This window comes from Vannielia sp. SX4, assembly GCF_052828525.1.
Map to the genome: position 1 here is coordinate 2,832,363 of NZ_CM128247.1, position 16,682 is coordinate 2,849,044.

The 16,682-nt window shown below is 66.7% G+C and carries 20 protein-coding genes; 14 read left to right on the plus strand and 6 right to left on the minus strand.

Features of this window, described 5'->3' with window-relative positions; all coding sequences use genetic code 11:
• The first annotated feature begins 46 nt into the window (after window positions 1-46).
• The 3 genes from ACUXVX_RS13975 (at window position 47) to ACUXVX_RS13985 (ending at window position 2,308) form a co-directional block, all read left to right on the plus strand.
• Complete coding sequence (locus ACUXVX_RS13975; RefSeq protein WP_446308773.1) at window positions 47-886, plus strand: AAA family ATPase; 840 nt, start codon at window positions 47-49, stop codon at window positions 884-886.
• A gap of 87 nt (window positions 887-973) precedes the next feature.
• Window positions 974-1,807: a PhzF family phenazine biosynthesis protein gene (locus ACUXVX_RS13980; protein ID WP_446308774.1), complete on the plus strand. Its 834-nt coding sequence runs from the start codon at window positions 974-976 to the stop codon at window positions 1,805-1,807.
• Between the two features lie 84 nt (window positions 1,808-1,891).
• Window positions 1,892-2,308 (plus strand): Fur family transcriptional regulator, encoded by a 417-nt coding sequence (locus ACUXVX_RS13985; RefSeq protein WP_222468988.1) that lies wholly within the window; start codon window positions 1,892-1,894, stop codon window positions 2,306-2,308.
• On the opposite strand, the gene ACUXVX_RS13990 is transcribed toward ACUXVX_RS13985, so the two are convergent.
• Entirely contained in the window at window positions 2,281-2,691 is a 411-nt protein-coding gene (locus ACUXVX_RS13990; protein ID WP_222468987.1) for a hypothetical protein, read from the minus strand. The genes ACUXVX_RS13985 and ACUXVX_RS13990 overlap by 28 nt on opposite strands.
• Before the next feature lie 222 nt (window positions 2,692-2,913).
• Between ACUXVX_RS13990 and ACUXVX_RS13995 the strand changes: the two genes are divergently transcribed.
• The 4 genes from ACUXVX_RS13995 to ACUXVX_RS14010 all read left to right on the plus strand — a co-directional run bounded on the left by ACUXVX_RS13995 (window position 2,914) and on the right by ACUXVX_RS14010 (window position 6,430).
• On the plus strand, window positions 2,914-3,180 hold the full coding sequence (locus tag ACUXVX_RS13995) for a hypothetical protein (RefSeq protein WP_222468986.1): 267 nt from the start codon (window positions 2,914-2,916) through the stop codon (window positions 3,178-3,180).
• Between the two features lie 69 nt (window positions 3,181-3,249).
• Window positions 3,250-4,113, plus strand: coding sequence for a DMT family transporter (locus ACUXVX_RS14000; RefSeq protein ID WP_222493572.1), 864 nt, complete (start codon window positions 3,250-3,252; stop codon window positions 4,111-4,113).
• Window positions 4,114-4,233: 120 nt separating this feature from the next.
• A complete protein-coding gene (eno, locus tag ACUXVX_RS14005) occupies window positions 4,234-5,511 on the plus strand; it encodes a phosphopyruvate hydratase (RefSeq protein ID WP_222468984.1) in 1,278 nt (425 codons plus the stop codon).
• Window positions 5,512-5,788: 277 nt separating this feature from the next.
• Window positions 5,789-6,430, plus strand: coding sequence for a DUF7002 family protein (locus ACUXVX_RS14010; RefSeq protein ID WP_446308775.1), 642 nt, complete (start codon window positions 5,789-5,791; stop codon window positions 6,428-6,430).
• A gap of 14 nt (window positions 6,431-6,444) precedes the next feature.
• Here ACUXVX_RS14010 and ACUXVX_RS14015 read toward each other — a convergent pair whose 3' ends face one another.
• Window positions 6,445-6,660, minus strand: a complete 216-nt coding sequence (locus ACUXVX_RS14015) for a DUF2945 domain-containing protein (RefSeq protein ID WP_446308776.1) — start codon at window positions 6,658-6,660, stop codon at window positions 6,445-6,447.
• 51 nt (window positions 6,661-6,711) lie between these two features.
• Entirely contained in the window at window positions 6,712-7,755 is a 1,044-nt protein-coding gene (locus tag ACUXVX_RS14020; RefSeq protein ID WP_446308777.1) for an NAD(P)/FAD-dependent oxidoreductase, read from the minus strand.
• A gap of 46 nt (window positions 7,756-7,801) precedes the next feature.
• Here ACUXVX_RS14020 and ACUXVX_RS14025 point away from each other — a divergent pair, with 46 nt between their 5' ends.
• On the plus strand, window positions 7,802-8,230 hold the full coding sequence (locus tag ACUXVX_RS14025) for a cupin domain-containing protein (RefSeq protein WP_446308778.1): 429 nt from the start codon (window positions 7,802-7,804) through the stop codon (window positions 8,228-8,230).
• Complete coding sequence (locus ACUXVX_RS14030) at window positions 8,220-9,098, plus strand: fatty acid desaturase (RefSeq protein WP_446308779.1); 879 nt, start codon at window positions 8,220-8,222, stop codon at window positions 9,096-9,098. The genes ACUXVX_RS14025 and ACUXVX_RS14030 overlap by 11 nt, the downstream gene beginning before the upstream one ends.
• 58 nt (window positions 9,099-9,156) lie before the next feature.
• On the opposite strand, the gene ACUXVX_RS14035 is transcribed toward ACUXVX_RS14030, so the two are convergent.
• Together ACUXVX_RS14035 and ACUXVX_RS14040 are read right to left on the minus strand one after the other, a co-directional pair.
• Window positions 9,157-9,522 (minus strand): hypothetical protein, encoded by a 366-nt coding sequence (locus tag ACUXVX_RS14035; RefSeq protein ID WP_446308780.1) that lies wholly within the window; start codon window positions 9,520-9,522, stop codon window positions 9,157-9,159.
• 251 nt (window positions 9,523-9,773) lie between these two features.
• A complete protein-coding gene (locus tag ACUXVX_RS14040) occupies window positions 9,774-10,907 on the minus strand; it encodes an anhydro-N-acetylmuramic acid kinase (RefSeq protein WP_446308781.1) in 1,134 nt (377 codons plus the stop codon).
• Window positions 10,908-10,976: 69 nt separating this feature from the next.
• On the opposite strand from ACUXVX_RS14040, the gene tyrS reads away from it, so the two are divergent.
• From tyrS to ACUXVX_RS14065, 5 genes are all read left to right on the plus strand, one after another.
• Window positions 10,977-12,230 carry a tyrosine--tRNA ligase gene (tyrS, locus tag ACUXVX_RS14045; RefSeq protein ID WP_446308782.1) on the plus strand — a complete coding sequence of 418 codons (1,254 nt, stop codon included), beginning with the start codon at window positions 10,977-10,979 and terminating at the stop codon, window positions 12,228-12,230.
• A gap of 118 nt (window positions 12,231-12,348) precedes the next feature.
• Complete coding sequence (locus tag ACUXVX_RS14050; RefSeq protein WP_446308783.1) at window positions 12,349-13,452, plus strand: zinc ABC transporter substrate-binding protein; 1,104 nt, start codon at window positions 12,349-12,351, stop codon at window positions 13,450-13,452.
• Between the two features lie 65 nt (window positions 13,453-13,517).
• Window positions 13,518-14,426 (plus strand): 3-keto-5-aminohexanoate cleavage protein, encoded by a 909-nt coding sequence (locus ACUXVX_RS14055; RefSeq protein ID WP_446308784.1) that lies wholly within the window; start codon window positions 13,518-13,520, stop codon window positions 14,424-14,426.
• A gap of 31 nt (window positions 14,427-14,457) precedes the next feature.
• The gene (locus ACUXVX_RS14060; protein WP_446308785.1) at window positions 14,458-14,805 is read left to right on the plus strand and encodes a hypothetical protein; all 348 of its coding nucleotides are present in this window, start codon (window positions 14,458-14,460) and stop codon (window positions 14,803-14,805) included.
• Window positions 14,802-16,193 carry a carnitine 3-dehydrogenase gene (locus tag ACUXVX_RS14065; RefSeq protein WP_446308786.1) on the plus strand — a complete coding sequence of 464 codons (1,392 nt, stop codon included), beginning with the start codon at window positions 14,802-14,804 and terminating at the stop codon, window positions 16,191-16,193. The genes ACUXVX_RS14060 and ACUXVX_RS14065 overlap by 4 nt, the downstream gene beginning before the upstream one ends.
• 60 nt (window positions 16,194-16,253) lie before the next feature.
• Here the strand turns inward: ACUXVX_RS14065 and ACUXVX_RS14070 are convergent, their stop codons facing one another.
• On the minus strand, window positions 16,254-16,676 hold the full coding sequence (locus ACUXVX_RS14070) for a MarR family winged helix-turn-helix transcriptional regulator (RefSeq protein ID WP_446308787.1): 423 nt from the start codon (window positions 16,674-16,676) through the stop codon (window positions 16,254-16,256).
• Window positions 16,677-16,682 lie beyond the last annotated feature (6 nt).

The following is a 16,682-nucleotide window of genomic DNA, read 5'->3' on the forward strand; positions in this document are numbered from 1 at the left end:
ATGCCGTGATCACAATCAGGCCCACGGCAGAAGATTGAGGAAAATCATGAAATTCGAAGGCACCGAGAGCTACGTCGCGACTGAAGACCTGACCGTTGCGGTCAATGCCGCCGTGGCGCTGGAGCGGCCGCTTCTGGTCAAGGGCGAGCCCGGCACCGGCAAGACAGAACTGGCCCGCCAGGTCAGCGCCGCGCTCGGTCTGCCGATGATCGAATGGCACATCAAGTCCACCACCCGCGCCCAGCAGGGGCTCTATGAATATGACGCCGTCAGCCGCCTCCGCGACAGCCAGCTTGGCGACGAGCGCGTGCATGACGTGGCCAATTACATCAAGCCCGGCAAACTCTGGGAGGCCTTCTCCGCGACGGGCCGCGTGGTGCTGCTGATCGACGAGATCGACAAGGCCGACATCGAGTTCCCCAACGACCTGCTGCAAGAGCTCGACCGGATGGAGTTTCACGTCTACGAAACCGGCCAGACGGTGAAGGCCGAGAACCGCCCCATCGTCATCATCACCTCGAACAACGAAAAAGAACTGCCCGACGCCTTCCTGCGCCGCTGCTTCTTCCACTTCATCCGCTTCCCCGAGATGGACACGCTCCGCCAGATCGTCGAGGTCCACCACCCCGGCATCAAGGCCGACCTGCTGACCACCGCGCTCACTCAGTTCTACGAAATCCGCGACCAACCCGGCCTGAAGAAGAAACCGTCAACGTCGGAGGTGCTCGACTGGCTCAAACTCCTCCTCGCCGAAGACCTCACCCCCGAAGACCTCAAACGCAACGGCGCCAACGCCCTTCCCAAACTCCACGGCGCGCTCTTGAAGAACGAGCAGGACGTGCATCTGTTTGAAAGGCTGGCCTTCATGGCACGCCGGGAGAGATAGGGCAGGCAATTTGCCCACCACATTGCCAGCCCGCAGGCCGGGCGAATTCCACCTCCCCTGCAGACTTTTCTGACCCGACCGCTGCCCATGACCCCCTACCTCACCCTAGACGTCTTCACCTCCATCCCCTTCACCGGCAACCCGCTCGCCGTCATCCCAGACGCGCGCGCCCTTCCCGAAGACGCCCTCCAGAAGATCGCCGCCGAGTTCAACTACTCCGAAACCACCTTCGTCTTCCCGCCTGAAGACCCCGCCCACACCGCCCGCGTCCGCATCTTCACTCCCACCATGGAGATCCCCTTCGCTGGCCACCCGCTGATCGGCACCGCCGTCGCCCTCGCCCGCGCAGGCGACGGCCCCGAGATGACCCTCGAACTGGGCGTCGGTCCGATCCGCGCCCATGCGACCGAAACCGAAGCCCGCTTCACCACAGAGGTCGCCCTGCAAATCCTCGCCCACCCCGAGCCATCCCTCACCGCCCGCGCCATCGGCCTGCCCGAAACCGCGCTTGCCAACCCGCCCGTCCTCGCCTCCGTCGGCCTGCCCTTCACCCTAAGCGAGCTGACCACCCGCGAGGCCCTTGCCGCCTGCGTGCCCGACACCGCCGCCTTCAAACAGGGCGCCGCCGCCCATCCCGGCTCGCTCGACTTCGCCCAATTCGCCTATTGGCGCGACGGCGCCACCATCCACGCCCGCATGTTCGCCCCGCTCGACAATATCCCCGAAGACCCGGCCACCGGCTCCGCTTGCGCGGCCCTCGGTGCCTACCTCACCTCTCTCCACGGCCCCCAGACCCTGACAATCCACCAGGGCGACGACATGGGCCGCCCCTCGCGCATCGGCCTGCGCACCACCGAGACCTCCGTCACCATCTCCGGCGCCGCCGTGCCGGTCATGAGCGGCACCCTCTCTCTGACCTGAACTGGAAAATCCGCGCCCGCCCCCCGGGCCGCTGGAAATCCGCCGCCGCCCCCGCTAAACCCGTGCCACCAGCCGGAGGCCCCCATGACGACCCCTACCCTCATTGAGCGTTCCGCCGCCAAGGGCCTGCGCATCACCGGCCAGCGCAAGGTGATCGCCGAAGTGCTCGATGCCGCCTCCGACCACCCGGACGTGGAAGAGCTCTATGCCCGCGCCTCCGCCGTGGACCCGCGGATCTCGCTCGCCACGGTCTACCGCACGGTGAAGCTGTTTGAAGAGGCCGGGTTGCTCGAAAAGTTGGAATTCGGCGATGGCCGCGCCCGCTACGAGGACGCCGAGCGCGATCACCACGATCACCTGATCGACATGAAGACCGGCGAGGTGATCGAGTTCGTCGACCCCGAAATTGAAGCCTTGCAGGAAAAGATCGCCGAGCGCCTCGGCTACGAGCTCAAGGGCCACCGGCTGGAGCTTTACGGCATCCGCCGCACACCCCGCTGAGGCGGCACCGACTGGCCGAGGAGCGGCAGCAGTTCGTCAACCCGGATCGGCTTGTGCAAGGTGCCTCGCAGCATCTCGCCCGACAGGCTCAAGGGCAGCTCCTGCGCCTCATCCGACAGGATCACATGCGGAATATTGGCCGTCGCCAGCCGCAACAGCGCCGTCACCGCCGCCTCCGGCTTGTCGCCAATGTCGACAACCGCCGAAGACACGCTGGACTGCGGCGTTGCCAGCGCGTCGTAGGATGGCACCTCCACCACCTCGTATCCGGCCTCCGACAGCATCATCTGCAAGTCGAGCGCCAGAATACGGTCAGAGCAAACCACCGCCACACGTTCGGCCGTGGTCTCAACCTCTGGTTTTGCTGTCCGGTCGTAGTCCAAATCTGCACCTCCGACCCAACTATACCACAGCGCCGCGCCGGTAGCAATTTTTCCTTTTTTCTCTGATACTTAACATACACACATGCTGCAAGCACAGATTAGTCAGCACCTTGCGCAACTTACTCATAGTTGGTATTTTTTGCACATTCCGCGGAACTTCGGCGCCCACCGCCCGTTTCCTCAGTTAACAAGCGGAAAAGGCAGTTTCCGGAAGTGACGACGATGAGTGACAACAACGCCAAACGCACCGATCGGCTGCAGATCATGCTGACCGAAGAGGAAACCGTCGCGCTCGACGACTGGCGGTTCAAGCACCGTATGCCCAGCCGGTCTGCCGCTGTGCGCGAACTCTTGCGCCGTGGTCTGGCCGCTGAGGGCTACTTCGACCGCGCCAGCGCCTCCCAGTCCTCCGGCACCTTCGGCCTGTTCGAAAAGGACGCGCCCGGTGAAGCCTCCGGCGACTCCCCGAGCGAGCCGACCGACGACTGACAGCTGCCCCCTGTTACTCCCCGCCGCGGCCCTGTAGGGCTGCACCGAAAGAAAATGAAAGGGCGGCGGGTGTCGGACAATCTCAAGGGCATCGCGCTGATGGTGCTGGCCATGCTGGGCCTCGCCTGCACCGACAGCATCGTCAAGCTGATGGCCGCCTACATGCCCGCCCCTCAGGTGATCCTCATCCTCGGGGGCACCACGGCGGCGATCTTCTGCGCCGCCGCGCTGGTCCGGGGCGAGCCTGTGTTCTCTCGCGCCTTCTTCCACCCCGCCGTGGTGGGCCGCAGCCTCTCCGAGGCGGTGGCCTCGATCACCATCACTCTCGCCATCGCGCTGGCGCCCCTCACCACCGTCTCCGCCCTGATGCAGATGAACCCCATCCTCGTCACCCTCGGGGCTGCGCTGTTCTTTGGCGAAAAGGTCGGCTGGCGGCGCTGGTCGGCGGTGGCCGCCGGCATGGTCGGGATGCTGATGATCGTCCGCCCCGGCATGGAGGCCTTCGACCCGGCCTCCCTCGTCGCCGTCGCCGCCGCCGTGGCGCTCTCGGCGCGTGATCTGACGACCCGCGCCGCGCCCCGCACCATCCCCTCGCTGACCTTGGCCGCCTGGGGCTTCTCACTGGTGCCGCTGGCCGCCGTGGCCGCGCTGTTGATCGGGCCCGGCTTCGTGCCGCTCACCCCTGCCTCCCTCGCCTGGGCGCCGCTCGGCGTCGCCTTCACCCTCGTGGGCTACCTCGCCCTCACCGCCGCCGTCCGCGTCGGCGAGCTGGCCACGGTCGCCCCCTTCCGCTACTCCCGCCTGCTCTTCGCCACGCTCATCGCCGTCACCTTCTTCTCCGAGCGCCCCGATGGCTGGACGATCGCAGGCTCCCTGCTGATCATCGCCGCCGGTCTCTACGCCTTCCTCCGCGAACGCCGCCGCGCTGCGTAGGTCGGCATCTGCCGCCCCACTTCCGCCGATCCTGTTAGCGCTATCACATCCCGGCTTGCACCACGCCCCCCGGCTGCTATGACGTAGGGCAAACGACACGCGCCAAGGGAGGCCGCCCCCATGTCCACCATCATCGACATTCACGCCCGCGAGATCCTCGACAGCCGCGGCAACCCCACCGTCGAGGTCGACGTGACCCTCGAAGACGGCACGCTCGGCCGCGCCGCCGTGCCCTCCGGTGCGTCCACCGGCGCCCATGAAGCGGTCGAAAAGCGCGATGGCGACAAGTCCCGCTACAAGGGCAAAGGCGTCCGCGAGGCCGTCGCTGCGGTGAACGGCGAGATCGCCGAGGCGCTGGTCGGCTTCGAGGCCACCGAACAGGTCGCGCTCGACGGCGCGATGATCGAGCTGGACGGCACCCCCAACAAGGGCCGCCTCGGCGCCAACGCCATCCTCGGCGTCAGCCTCGCCGTGGCCAAAGCCGCCGCCGAATTCACCGGCCAGCCGCTCTACCGCTACGTCGGCGGCACCTCCGCCCGCACCCTGCCGGTGCCGATGATGAACATCATCAACGGCGGTGAGCACGCCGACAATCCGATCGACATCCAGGAATTCATGATCATGCCGGTCTCCGCCCCGACCATCGCCGAGGCGGTGCGCATGGGGTCGGAAGTGTTCCACACCCTCAAGGGCGAGCTTTCCGCTGCCGGCATGTCCACCGGCCTCGGTGACGAGGGCGGCTTCGCCCCCGAGCTGGCCTCCACCCGAGACGCGCTCGACTTCATTCTCAAGTCCATCGAGAAGGCCGGCTACAAACCGGGCGAAGAGATCGCCCTCGCCCTCGATTGCGCCGCGACCGAGTATTACAAGGGCGGCAAATACGAGATGAAGGGCGAAGGCGCCTCGCTCTCCTCGGAAGAAAACGCCGACTACCTCGCCAAGCTCGCCAGCGACTACCCGATCATCTCCATCGAAGACGGCATGTCGGAGGATGACTGGGAGGGCTGGAAGATCCTGACCGACAAGATCGGCGACAAGGTCCAGCTTGTGGGCGACGACCTCTTCGTCACGAACCCCGCCCGTCTGGCCGATGGCATCTCGAAGGGCGTCGCCAACTCCATGCTGGTGAAGGTCAACCAGATCGGCACCCTCACCGAGACCCTCAAGGCCGTCGATATGGCGCACCGCGCGCGCTACACCAACGTCATGTCGCACCGCTCCGGCGAGACCGAAGATGCCACCATCGCCGACCTCGCCGTGGCCACAAACTGCGGCCAGATCAAGACCGGCTCCCTCGCCCGTTCTGACCGGCTGGCCAAGTACAACCAGCTCATCCGCATCGAGGAAGAGCTGGCCGAAACCGCCATCTACGCGGGCCGCTCGATCCTGAAAGGCTGAGCCCCGCGCAGAGGCCCCGGCCCCGCTAAACAGATCGCCTCGCGCCCCACCCGGGGTCCGAGGCCCCCCGGCCCGGTTCTCCCGCGCCGCCGCATCCAGCCCGAACCAACCGCCTGCCTGCGTCACATCCAATGCCCACGCGTCTGCGGCATACCTAGCTGTGGCACGATGCAAACACCTGCGCCTGAACCCAAAAACCGGTGTCACCCCACGGTTTACCCAGCTCGATCCGTCTTGTAGAGCCGATGAAAGGTTACGCGACGTGAGATAAGGCAATATGAACCAGGAAGAGTTCGTCGAGCATGTCGGCCCGCAGCTTGTGCATCTGACGATGCGCTCCAACGTGCCGGGCATCAACGCGGGCGGTTTGATCCGCGCCGCCGAAATCGCCCGCCGGGCGGGCATCGACCCGCGCGATCTGCGTCTGCGCAAGGAGCGCACCGAGATCAAGCTCGATACCCGCACCATCAAGCTCAACCACCAGCGCCCGCTGATCGCAGGCGCCGCCCAGGCCGAGACCTTTCTCGAGGGTCACACGCTTGAAAGCTGGTCCGACGTGCTGAACTCGCGTCTCTTCTTCTGGCCCACCGGCGGCGGCTCGACCTTTGCCGCCAGCCTCAAGGCCGAGGATGATATCGTTCAGGTCCGGCTCGACAGCCGCCGCTTTTACGACGCCTTCGCCCCCGCCATCGACTTCTCGCCGATCAACAGCGGCTCCGCCACCCGCCGCGCCTCCGTGCGAGGCGACTGGCTCTTCGTACCGGTCAGCGAGGGGTGGGACGCTTTCGCCGAGAACCGCCGCAAGCGCGGCCATGCCCAGCGGCGGGACAGCGTGGCCGAGGTCTCGATTTCCTGCGATATCCCGCCCGAGGTTTTCCGCAAGCTGATGCTCGCCTCCGGCCAGAGCAGCTCCTCCTGAGGGCCTCAGGCCGCTCAGGCCTTGCGCACCTCGCTCGCCAGCTTCAGCACCCGGTCGCCGTCATCCTGCTCGATGTAAAGCGCCGGGTCATCCTTGCTACCCTTCCGCTTCACCACCTCGCCCTGCGGCTTGCGCTCCACCGTCTCCTCGTGGACCGAGCGCACCTTGCCCTCTGCCGTGCCCTGCCCCCAATCCCACTTTACGCGGTCGCCTTCCTTCACGTCGCTCATCTTGCGCTCCTCTGACTGTTCCCAGCCCCAACGCGCGAACGGCCAAAAAGGTCAGGCAAAGCGGGCGGGCCGATAAGGCGCAAGCAAAGGCGCCTCGCCCCCGTCCATCTCGGCGGCCACCATCTCGCCCATGAGCGCGCCCAGCGTGACGCCCGAGTGCATCACCGTCAGCCACAGCCCCTCCGGCCCGCATTTCCCCACAACCGGCAACCCGTCTCCCGGCACCGGGCGCCACGCCAGCCGGGCCTCCGCCAGCCCGATCTCCAACTCCGGAAAGAGGCCGCGAACCCTTGCCAGCGTGGCCTCCGCCATCGCCTCAGCGCTCTCAGGCAGCGCCTCGGTTTCATCGGCCTGATGGTTGGGCGAAGCCGGCACGATCAGGCATCCCTGCCCGTCCTGCCGGATCTCCATGCCGCCCGGCACCAGCACCGGCGCAAAGCGGGTCTCCACCGGGGTCGTGCGCAGCACCACCGCCGGGCGGGTCAGCATCGGCAGCGGCACGCCCAGCGGCTCCACCAGCGCTGCCGCACCCACGCCCGCGCAAATGAGCACCCGGTCGCCCGAAATCACGCCGCCCTCCACTGCCACGCCGGTCACGCGCCCGCCTGCAACCTCCACCCGCTCGGCCCGGCAGCCGCTCAGCACCCGTGCGCCCGAGGCCTCCAGCAGGTGCCGTGCCACCGGCGCCGCCTCCACCACGCCCTCCGAGGGCATAAACCATGCGCGCTCCGGCACCTCCGCCAGCCCCGGCACCTCCTCGCGCAGCGCCTCGGCATCCCACGGCTGCACCGGGTAGCCAAAGGCCTGCAACTCCGCCACGTCCTCGACCTCCCAGTTCACGCAACCGCACCAGTCCACCAACCGGCCCGCCTCCCGCTCGAGCCGGCGCCACGCCTCCATCGCCTCCTGCCGCAGGCGAAAGTGATGCGCGTCGTGGTAAAAACTCGCGTTGATCCAGCCAAAGCTCGCCGCGGTCGCCACGCCGCCGGGCTGGCCCGCGTCGATCACCACCACCTCGGCCCCGGCCTGCGTCAGCCGGTAGGCGCAACTCGCCCCGATCAGCCCCGCGCCCACAATCACAACCCGTTCCCGCATCGCCTGCCCCTTTGCGCTCCTGCGCGCGCAAGGCTAGCCTCTGCCCATGGACGCGCAAGAGATCATCGACCGCCTCGGCCTGCAGCCCCACCCCGAAGGCGGCCACTACCGCCAGACATGGGTGGAGGAGCCCGCCCAAGGCCGCCCCGCAGGCACCTGCATCTACTTTCTGCTGAGGCCCGGCGAGCGCAGCCACTGGCACCGGGTCGATGCCACCGAGATCTGGCACTTCTACGCCGGCACCCCGCTCACCTTGCGGATCGCCGCCACCGAGCATGGCCCCGCCACCCGCCACCGGCTCGGGCCAGACCTCACCCTCGGCGCGCCCCAGCTGATCGTCCCCAAAGACCACTGGCAGGCCGCCGAGGCCGATGCCTCCGGCTGGGCGCTGGTCGGCTGCACAGTCTCCCCCGGCTTCCGGTTCGAGGGCTTCACCCTCGCACCCCCGGGCTTCCATATCCCCGATGGATCATAAGGCGCTGCTCGCCAGCCTTTCGGCTGAGGAACGGCAGCGCCTGACCACCCGCCGCAACGGCCCCGCCCTGCTGCGTCTCGCCGCCCACCTCGGGGCGCTCGCCGCGATGGCCGCCTATATCTCCGCCGCCGCGCCGCTCTGGTGGGCAATGCTCCTGCCCTATGGCATCGCTCTCACATTCCTCTTCACTCTCACCCATGAATGCACCCACCAAACGCCCTTCCGCACCCGCTGGCTGAACGAGGCCACCGGTCACCTCGCCGGGGCGGTGCTGCTGCTGCCGTTCCTCTGGTTTCGCTACTTCCACTTCGCGCACCACCGCCACACCGGCGACCCGGCGCGCGACCCCGAGATCGCAGGCCACCCCCGGCCCGGCACCCGCGCCGCCCTGGCGCTCTATCTCACCGGCTGGGGCTACTGGCGCGGCAACCTCACCGCGCTCTGGCGCAACGCCACCGGCCGCCCCGCCGCCTATGTGCCCCCGACCAAACGCCGCGCCGTGGTGTGGGAGGCGCGCATTCATATCGTCGCCTACGCCCTCCTCCTCACCCTCGCCCCCGCGCAGGCCCTTACTTTCTGGCTCCTCCCGCTGCTTCTCGGCCAGCCCGCGCTCCGGCTCTACCTTTTGGCCGAGCACGGCCTCTGCCCGCCGGTCGCCAACATGCTGGCCAACACCCGCACCACCCTGACCACCCGCCTCATCCGGGCGCTGGCATGGAACATGCCCTACCACGCCGAGCACCACGCCTTCCCCGCCGTCCCCTTCCACGCGCTGCCCCGCTTGCACAAAAAAACCCGGGCCCACCTCCATCAGGTGAGCCCGGGCTATGCCGCCTTCACACAGAGCTACTTGCGCAGCCTCCGGTGACCACTCAGGCGACATATCTCGCCCCGCCGCTCTCGCGGCAGGGTCGGGAACCGCCGCCTCAGCCGCAGCGCTTCGCCTTGTAAACCGATTTCGCCGCATCCCGGCGCAGGGCGGCATCCTTCACCACGTTGCCGCCGATCTCGGCCGCCACGCCCGCCGCCTTGCCGCGCCCGATCAACGCGCCGACAACCTGCAACCCGGTGCCCTTCTCGCGCTTGCCCGCCAGCTTGGCCGCCTTGCTGTATTCCTGCGCCAGCTGCTTGCAGCTCCGCTTGGCATAGCTGCCCACCAGCCGCTGATACTTGGCGGCATCCGCGCCGCGATAGCCGTGGCTCTTGGCGCTCGCCACCGGGGCTGCTTCCAGCCCGCCTGCAAGGGTGCCGCAGGCCGCCAGCACGGCCATTGTCGTTGCAATCAGTCTCATCCGTCGTCTCCTCATGTCCAAGGCCCGTCACCTTGGGACAGAGGGCTATCCCGGCGCGCCGCTCCGGGTCACGTGACGAATGCCGTCATGAAGGTTCGGCCCCGGCAAAGGCACCTCGGCGGGCGATAGAGCGCGCCCGAAAAACCGCCCGATGCGTTAACCTCTCGAGGCTTTGCATTTTTGTCGTATGCATAGGATGTGCATGGAATGTGCATCACTTCTGCATTGAGGAAATTCACGGTTAACGCGATTTACCCCGCCGCGTCTTGCATTTTTGCAAAGCCCCCGGAGGGCTGCGAAACAACGCCTCCGCCCACCGCCGCCCGCGCGCCCGTGGTGCCCGGCCAAGAGGTCGGCAGCCCCTTCGCCACCCGCACCGCCAGATAGGCAAAGGCTTGAGCTTCCAGCATATCTCCGTCCAGCCCCACGGCCTCCACCGGCTCCACCGGGCAGCCGAGGCCTTCGGCGATCATCGCCATCATCACCGGGTTTTTCCGCCCGCCGCCCGTCACCAGAACCCGCTCTGCAGGGGCCGGAAAATGCTCCTGCCCCAAGGCCACAGAGGCGGCCACGGCAGCCGTTAACGTCGCCACCGCATCCTCATCGGAAAGCCCCGCAACCTCTTGGGAAAGCTGAGCAAAATCATCCCGGTCGAGCGACTTTGGCGGCAGCTTGAAGAAGTAGCGGTGCTCCGCGAACCGGGCCAAAATGGCCTCATCCACCTCGCCCTTCGCCGCCAGTTCTCCGCCCTCGTCAAAGGGCAGGCCCAGCCGCGCGCCCACGAGGTCGTTCACCGGCGCATTGGCAGGCCCGGTGTCAAAGGCCAGCATCGCCTCCGGCCCTTTTGCCGGGTCGATCCACGTGACATTGCCGACCCCGCCAAGGTTGAGGAAAACCAAGGGCTTGTCAGCCTTGATGAACTTTGCAAGCGCGTAGTGATAGGCCGGGGCCAGCGGCGCGCCCTGCCCGCCCATCTCCACATCATCGGAGCGAAAATCCCACACCACGGGCCGCCCCAGCGCCTCCGCCACAACCCGCCCGTCCCCGGCCTGATGGGTGCCGCGCCCGCCCGGATCATGGGCGAGGGTCTGGCCATGAAAGCCAACAATATCAATGCCCTCCATCAGCTCTTCGAGGATCACCACATGGGCGGTCTCCACGATCTCGGCGGCCTCCGCCACGCCCGGCTCGCCCGGCCAACTCCCCAGCGCTGCCTTCAGCGCGCGGGTCTCCGGCCCGGAGTATTCGCGGTAACCGGCTGGCCCAAAGGCAAAAATCTCCTGCCCATCGGTCTCGATCACCGCCGCATCCACGCCATCCAGCGAGGTGCCGCTCATCGCCCCCAGCGCCCTCACGCGCGCCTGCCCCTTGGCCTTTTTCAACATGGCCTTCCCCTCTTGCCTGCCTGCCAGTATGAGGGGGGCTCAATCCACTTCGCAACATGGAAAAGAGCGATGACCTACCACCCCAAATCGGACTTCATGGCCGTGATGATAGAGCGAGGCTTCCTGGCGGATTGCACCGACTATCAAGGCCTCGACGAAGCACTGATCCAAGGCGTGGTCCCGGCCTATATCGGCTACGATGCCACGGCCAAATCGCTCCACGTCGGCCACCTGCTGAACATCATGATGCTGCGCTGGCTGCAGAAGACGGGCCACAAGCCGATCACCCTCATGGGCGGCGGCACCACCAAGGTGGGCGACCCGAGCTTCCGCGCCGATGAGCGCCCGCTGCTGACGCCCGAGGCGATCGACGACAACATCGCCTCGATGAAGAACGTCTTCGCCAAGTATCTCAGCTACGGCGATGCGCCCACCGACGCGCTGATGCTCAACAACGCCGAATGGCTCGACGGTCTCAACTATCTGGAATTCCTGCGGGATATCGGCCGGCACTTCTCGGTCAACCGCATGCTCAGCTTCGAGTCCGTGAAGTCCCGGCTGGACCGCGAGCAGAGCCTGTCCTTCCTCGAATTCAACTACATGATCCTTCAGGCCTACGACTTTCTGGAGCTGAACCGCCGCTACGGCTGCCTGCTCCAGATGGGCGGCAGTGACCAGTGGGGCAACATCGTCAACGGCATCGACCTCACCCGCCGGGTGATCGACCAGCAGATCTTCGGCCTGACCTCGCCGCTGCTGACCACCTCCGACGGCCGCAAGATGGGCAAGAGCCAAGGCGGCGCCATGTGGCTCAACGCCGACATGCTCGCGCCCTACGAGTTCTGGCAGTTCTGGCGCAATACCACCGATGCCGATGTCGCCCGCTTCCTCAAGCTCTACACGGAGCTTCCCGTTGACGAATGCGAAAGGCTCGGCGCGCTACAAGGCTCCGAGATCAATGACGCCAAGATCCGGCTCGCCAATGAGGTCACCGCGCTCTGCCACGGCGTTGAGGCGGCAGAGGCGGCAGAGGCCACCGCGCGCGAAGTCTTCGAAAAGGGCGGCGTGGGCGATGACTTGCCAACGCTGAAGGTCACGGCAGCCGAAGTGGCCGAGGGAATCTCGGTGGTGCAGCTCATCACCCGCTCCGGGCTGGCGAAATCCGGCAAGGAAGCCAAGCGCCTGATCGCCGACAATGGCGCCCGGATCGACGATGCGCCGCTCACCGATGCCGGGCTGATGCTCGATGCCGCGGCCCTCGCCTCGCCGGTCAAACTCTCCGCTGGCAAAAAGCGCCACGCCCTCGTGGTGCTGGAAGGCTGAGATAACAAGCACTTGCGGCGCGGCCCTCACACCGGGCCCGCCGCGGTCGCAGGGTTAACTACTTGCGATGTTATAACGTTACAATTACACCGTCCCCGACTCATATCGGAGACCCTTCATGCGTATCATACCCTCCCTCGCCGCTCTCATCGCCGCCACCCCCGCGCTGGCCGAGCCCAAGGTCATCACCGACCTGCCGCCGGTGCATTCTCTCGTCGCCAAGGTGATGGAGGGCGTCGGCACCCCCACGCTCCTGCTCGATCAGGGCGGCTCCGGCCACTCCCTCTCGCTCCGCCCCTCCCAAGCCGGCGCCGCGCAGGACGCCGACCTGATTTTCTGGATCGGCCCGGCCATGTCGCCGGGCCTCGAAAAACCCTTCGAGACCCTCGGCGAGAACGCCCACGTCATCGCCCTGATGGAGCAGCCCGGCACCCTGCTGATCGACACCGCCGACGCCGAGCCGCACATGCATGATGGTGAAGAGGGCCACGAAGAGCACACTGAAGCGGGTCACGACGACCACGATCATGACCACGAAGAGCACGCCGAAGCGGGCCATGACGATCACGATCACGACCACGAAGAACACGCCGAAGCGGGCCACGACGACCACGATCATGACCACGAAGAGCACGCCGAAACGGGCCATGACAACCACGATCATGACCACGAGGAACACGCCGAAGGCGGCCATAATCACCACGACCACGGCCCCGAAGATCCGCACGTCTGGCTCTCGCCCGACAACGCCAAGACCTGGCTCGCGTTGATCGCCGAGGAACTTTCCGAGCACGATCCCGACAATGCCGCAACCTACGCCGCCAACGCCGAGGCCGCGCGCACCGAGCTCGACACGCTCATCGGTGAAATCGAGGCCACCCTCGCCCCCTTCGAGGGCCGCCAATACCTCGCCACCCACCGCGCCTTCGCCTATTTCGAGGCCCACTTCCACCTCGCCCCGGCCCATGCCCTCTCGGGCGTCGATGGCAACACGCCCGGCCCCCGCGCGATGGAAGAGGTCCGCCATGCCGCCGAAGAGGGCGTGACCTGCCTCATCACCGAGCCCGATACCTCCGAGGCCTCCATTGCCACACTCACGGAGGGCACCGCGCTCAAGGCCCATTTCCTCGACCCGCTCGGCCGCGACCTCACCCCCGGCCCGGACCAGTACAGCGAACTTCTGCAAAATATCGCAACGGTTTACGCCGATTGCCTGAAGTAAGCGCAGAGACAATTGCCTAGGGGCGGCATCGTCCCTAACCTCCCGCCAAAAGGGAGAACCAGACGATGCCGCTCACCATGTCCCGCGAGGTCTTCATCACCTGCGCCCTCACCGGCGCAGGCGCCACGCAAGACCGCTCCCCCCACGTCCCCCGCTCGCCCAAGCAAATCGCCGAGGCCGCCCGCGAGGCCGCACTCGCCGGGGCCGCCTGCGTGCATGTCCACGTCCGCGACCCCGAAACCGGCGCCCCCTCCCACGACCCGGCCCTCTTTCGCGAGACGGTCGAGCGCATCCGCGATCTGGAGCCGGACATGGTGATCAATCTCACCGCCGGTTTCGGTGGCGATCTCATCTTCGGCCCGCCCTCGCGCCCGCTCCCGCTCAGCCAGGAGAGCATCATCCTCACCGCCGAGCAGCGCGTCGCCCATGTGGCCGACTGCCTGCCCGAGATCTGCACGCTCGATTGCGGCACGATGAACTTCGCCGAAAACGACTATGTCATGACCAACACGCCCGGCATGCTCCGCGCCATGGGCCGCGCCATGACCGATCTGGGCGTGAAGCCCGAGATCGAGGCCTTTGACACCGGCCACCTCTGGCTCGCCCGACAGTTGGTCGACGAAGGCGTGCTGCACGGCCCCGCCCTCGTGCAGCTTTGCATGGGCGTGCCCTGGGGCGCGCCGAATGACTTGACCACCTTCAACGCCATGGTCGCAGGTGTGCCCGAGGGCTGGACCTTCTCCGCTTTCTCCCTTGGCCGCGATCAGATGCCCTATGTCGCCGCCGCCGTCCTTGCAGGCGGCCACGCCCGCGTGGGACTGGAAGACAACCTCATGCTCTCGCGCGGCGAGTTGGCAACCAACGCCCAGCTCGTCGAGCGCGCGGTGAGTGTCATCGAGAGCCTCGGCGCCCGCGTGATGACGGCGCAAGACATGCGCCATAGCCTCGGTCTGGTCAAACGCGCCCCGGTTTAAGCAGAAATTTAACTTTCACGGAGATAACCAGATGAAACGCATTGCTGTCGCGCTTTTGCTCTTTGCCACACCCGCCGCCGCCGAAATCCCGCCCTGGGCCGGTTATTGGGCCGCCGACCCGGCCTGGTGCGCCAACACCAACGGCGAGGTGCCCGAAGCGCCGATCTACCTCGCAGACACCGAGTTTCGCGGCTACGAAAACGGGTGTGACATCATCTCAGCCGCGCCCCTCGCCGCCGGCGACGCATGGGATGTGAACATGTCCTGCATGGGCGAAGGCGAAGAATACGAGAACGACCTGATCCTGATGGTCGAGAACGGCACCACGCTGTTCTGGTGGGATGAAGGGTTCATGACCCATTTCACCAAATGCCAATGAAGGCCGCGATCCTCGGCACCGGCGTCATCGGCGCCGGATGGGCCGCCCGCTTTTTGCTCGCAGGCTGGGATGTCGCGGTGCACGACCCGGCCCCGGGCGCCGAGGAACGGCTGACAGCCACGCTTGATGCCGCCCGCCGCAGCCTGCCGATGCTGTCCGAAGTCGCCCTGCCGCCCGAGGGCGCGCTGAGCTTCGGCCCGCTGGAAGAGGCGGTGACAGGCGCCGCATGGGTGCAGGAGAGCGCCCCGGAACGTCTTGATCTGAAACAAGAAATCTGGGGCAAAGTGCTGGAGCATGCCGCGCCGGATGCGGTGCTCGCCTCCTCCACCTCCGGCTTCACCCCCGCCGCGCTCAACGGCGGCGCGGGCCGGGTGATCGTCGCCCATCCTTTCAACCCGGTCTACCTGATCCCGCTGGTCGAACTCGTCGGGCAAGGCACCGCCCGAGCCGCGGAGTTGCTTCGCAGCATCGGCATGTATCCGATTGAGATCACGGCAGAAATCGACGGCCACATCGCCGACCGCCTGCTCGAGTCGGTATGGCGTGAGGCGCTCTGGCTGGTGAACGATGGCATCGCCACCACCGAGCAGATCGACGAGGCCATCCGCATGGGCTTCGGCCTGCGGTGGGCGCAGATGGGCCTGTTCGAGACCTACCGCCTCGGCGGCGGCGATGGCGGCTTTGCCCAGTTCCTCGCCCAGTTCGGCCCCGCTCTCAAGTGGCCCTGGAGCCACCTGACCGATGTTCCCGACCTCGATGACGCGCTGGTGCAAAAGATCGCCGCGCAATCCGATGCGCAATCGGGCCACCTCACCACCGCCGAGCTGACCACCCTGCGCGATGCCAACCTCGTCGCCCTGCTCCGTGCCCTCAAGCAGCGCGACGCCGGTGCTGGCAAACTGCTGAACACGCATGACAAATCCCTCACTCCCCCACCGCCGCCGCCCGGCCCGGAACCGCTCATCACCCTGCGCCGCACCATCCCCGTGGACTGGACCGACTACAACGGCCACATGAACGAAAGCCGATATGGCCAGCTCTGGTCAGACGCTGGCGATACCATCCTCGTAGCCATCGGCATGGGCCCCGAAAGCCCCGGCGCACAGGGCGCCACATGGTTCACCGTCGACAACCACATCCGCTATCTGGCCGAGTGCCACGCGGGCGATGCCTGCGAGGTCCGCACCACGGTGCTCATGGCCGAAGGCAAGAAGCTGCGGATGTACCACGAGATGTTCGTCGGAGAGACCCTCTCCGCCACCTGCACCCAGCTCCTGCTGCATATCGACCTCGCCACCCGTCGTTCCGCGCCGCCCGCGCCGCAAGTCGCTGAAAAACTGAGTGAATACGCCAAGGCCCACCAGCCCTTGGCCGCGAAACATACATAGATCGGCACCTGTCCCGCCCCTCGCACCACAGGCAAACCAAACGGCGGGTCCAGCCCCGCCCTAGAGCCCCGCGATCCCCCGCAGCACCCGCCGCACTACGGCGGCATCCTCGGCGGACACGCCCTGCATCAGCGCCACATCATGCTTCTCCGCCAGCGCCGTCAGCTCGGCAAAGGCCTCCCGGCCCGCCGGGGTGAGCGAGAGCACCTCCCGCCGCCGGTCTTCCTCCACGCTTTTGCGTGTCAAAAACCGCCGCCCCTCCAACGCCGCCACGGCCCGACTCACCTTGGTTTTGTGAATCATTGCCCGCTCCACGATGTCCCGCGCGCTCATGTCACCATAGCGCCCGAGGTGAAACAGCACCCGCCATTCGGTACGCAGCATCCCGTAGCGGGCCTTGTATTCGCGTTGAAAATCAAGGCTCGCCGCCTCCGCCGCCTGGTTCAGCAGGTAAGGAAGGAAACTTGTCAGATCGAAGTTCATACCTGT

Coding starts and splice junctions, on each gene's coding strand:
- ACUXVX_RS14060 (WP_446308785.1), top strand. CDS start 14,458: ATGAAACGCATTGCTGTCGCGCTTTTGCTCTTTGCCACACCCGCCGCC.
- ACUXVX_RS13975 (WP_446308773.1), top strand. CDS start 47: ATGAAATTCGAAGGCACCGAGAGCTACGTCGCGACTGAAGACCTGACC.
- ACUXVX_RS14055 (WP_446308784.1), top strand. CDS start 13,518: ATGCCGCTCACCATGTCCCGCGAGGTCTTCATCACCTGCGCCCTCACC.
- ACUXVX_RS14015 (WP_446308776.1), bottom strand. CDS start 6,660: ATGAGCGACGTGAAGGAAGGCGACCGCGTAAAGTGGGATTGGGGGCAG.
- eno (WP_222468984.1), top strand. CDS start 4,234: ATGTCCACCATCATCGACATTCACGCCCGCGAGATCCTCGACAGCCGC.
- tyrS (WP_446308782.1), top strand. CDS start 10,977: ATGACCTACCACCCCAAATCGGACTTCATGGCCGTGATGATAGAGCGA.
- ACUXVX_RS14030 (WP_446308779.1), top strand. CDS start 8,220: ATGGATCATAAGGCGCTGCTCGCCAGCCTTTCGGCTGAGGAACGGCAG.
- ACUXVX_RS13980 (WP_446308774.1), top strand. CDS start 974: ATGACCCCCTACCTCACCCTAGACGTCTTCACCTCCATCCCCTTCACC.
- ACUXVX_RS13985 (WP_222468988.1), top strand. CDS start 1,892: ATGACGACCCCTACCCTCATTGAGCGTTCCGCCGCCAAGGGCCTGCGC.
- ACUXVX_RS14010 (WP_446308775.1), top strand. CDS start 5,789: ATGAACCAGGAAGAGTTCGTCGAGCATGTCGGCCCGCAGCTTGTGCAT.
- ACUXVX_RS14065 (WP_446308786.1), top strand. CDS start 14,802: ATGAAGGCCGCGATCCTCGGCACCGGCGTCATCGGCGCCGGATGGGCC.
- ACUXVX_RS14050 (WP_446308783.1), top strand. CDS start 12,349: ATGCGTATCATACCCTCCCTCGCCGCTCTCATCGCCGCCACCCCCGCG.
- ACUXVX_RS14020 (WP_446308777.1), bottom strand. CDS start 7,755: ATGCGGGAACGGGTTGTGATTGTGGGCGCGGGGCTGATCGGGGCGAGT.
- ACUXVX_RS14025 (WP_446308778.1), top strand. CDS start 7,802: ATGGACGCGCAAGAGATCATCGACCGCCTCGGCCTGCAGCCCCACCCC.
- ACUXVX_RS14070 (WP_446308787.1), bottom strand. CDS start 16,676: ATGAACTTCGATCTGACAAGTTTCCTTCCTTACCTGCTGAACCAGGCG.
- ACUXVX_RS13995 (WP_222468986.1), top strand. CDS start 2,914: ATGAGTGACAACAACGCCAAACGCACCGATCGGCTGCAGATCATGCTG.
- ACUXVX_RS14035 (WP_446308780.1), bottom strand. CDS start 9,522: ATGAGACTGATTGCAACGACAATGGCCGTGCTGGCGGCCTGCGGCACC.
- ACUXVX_RS14040 (WP_446308781.1), bottom strand. CDS start 10,907: ATGTTGAAAAAGGCCAAGGGGCAGGCGCGCGTGAGGGCGCTGGGGGCG.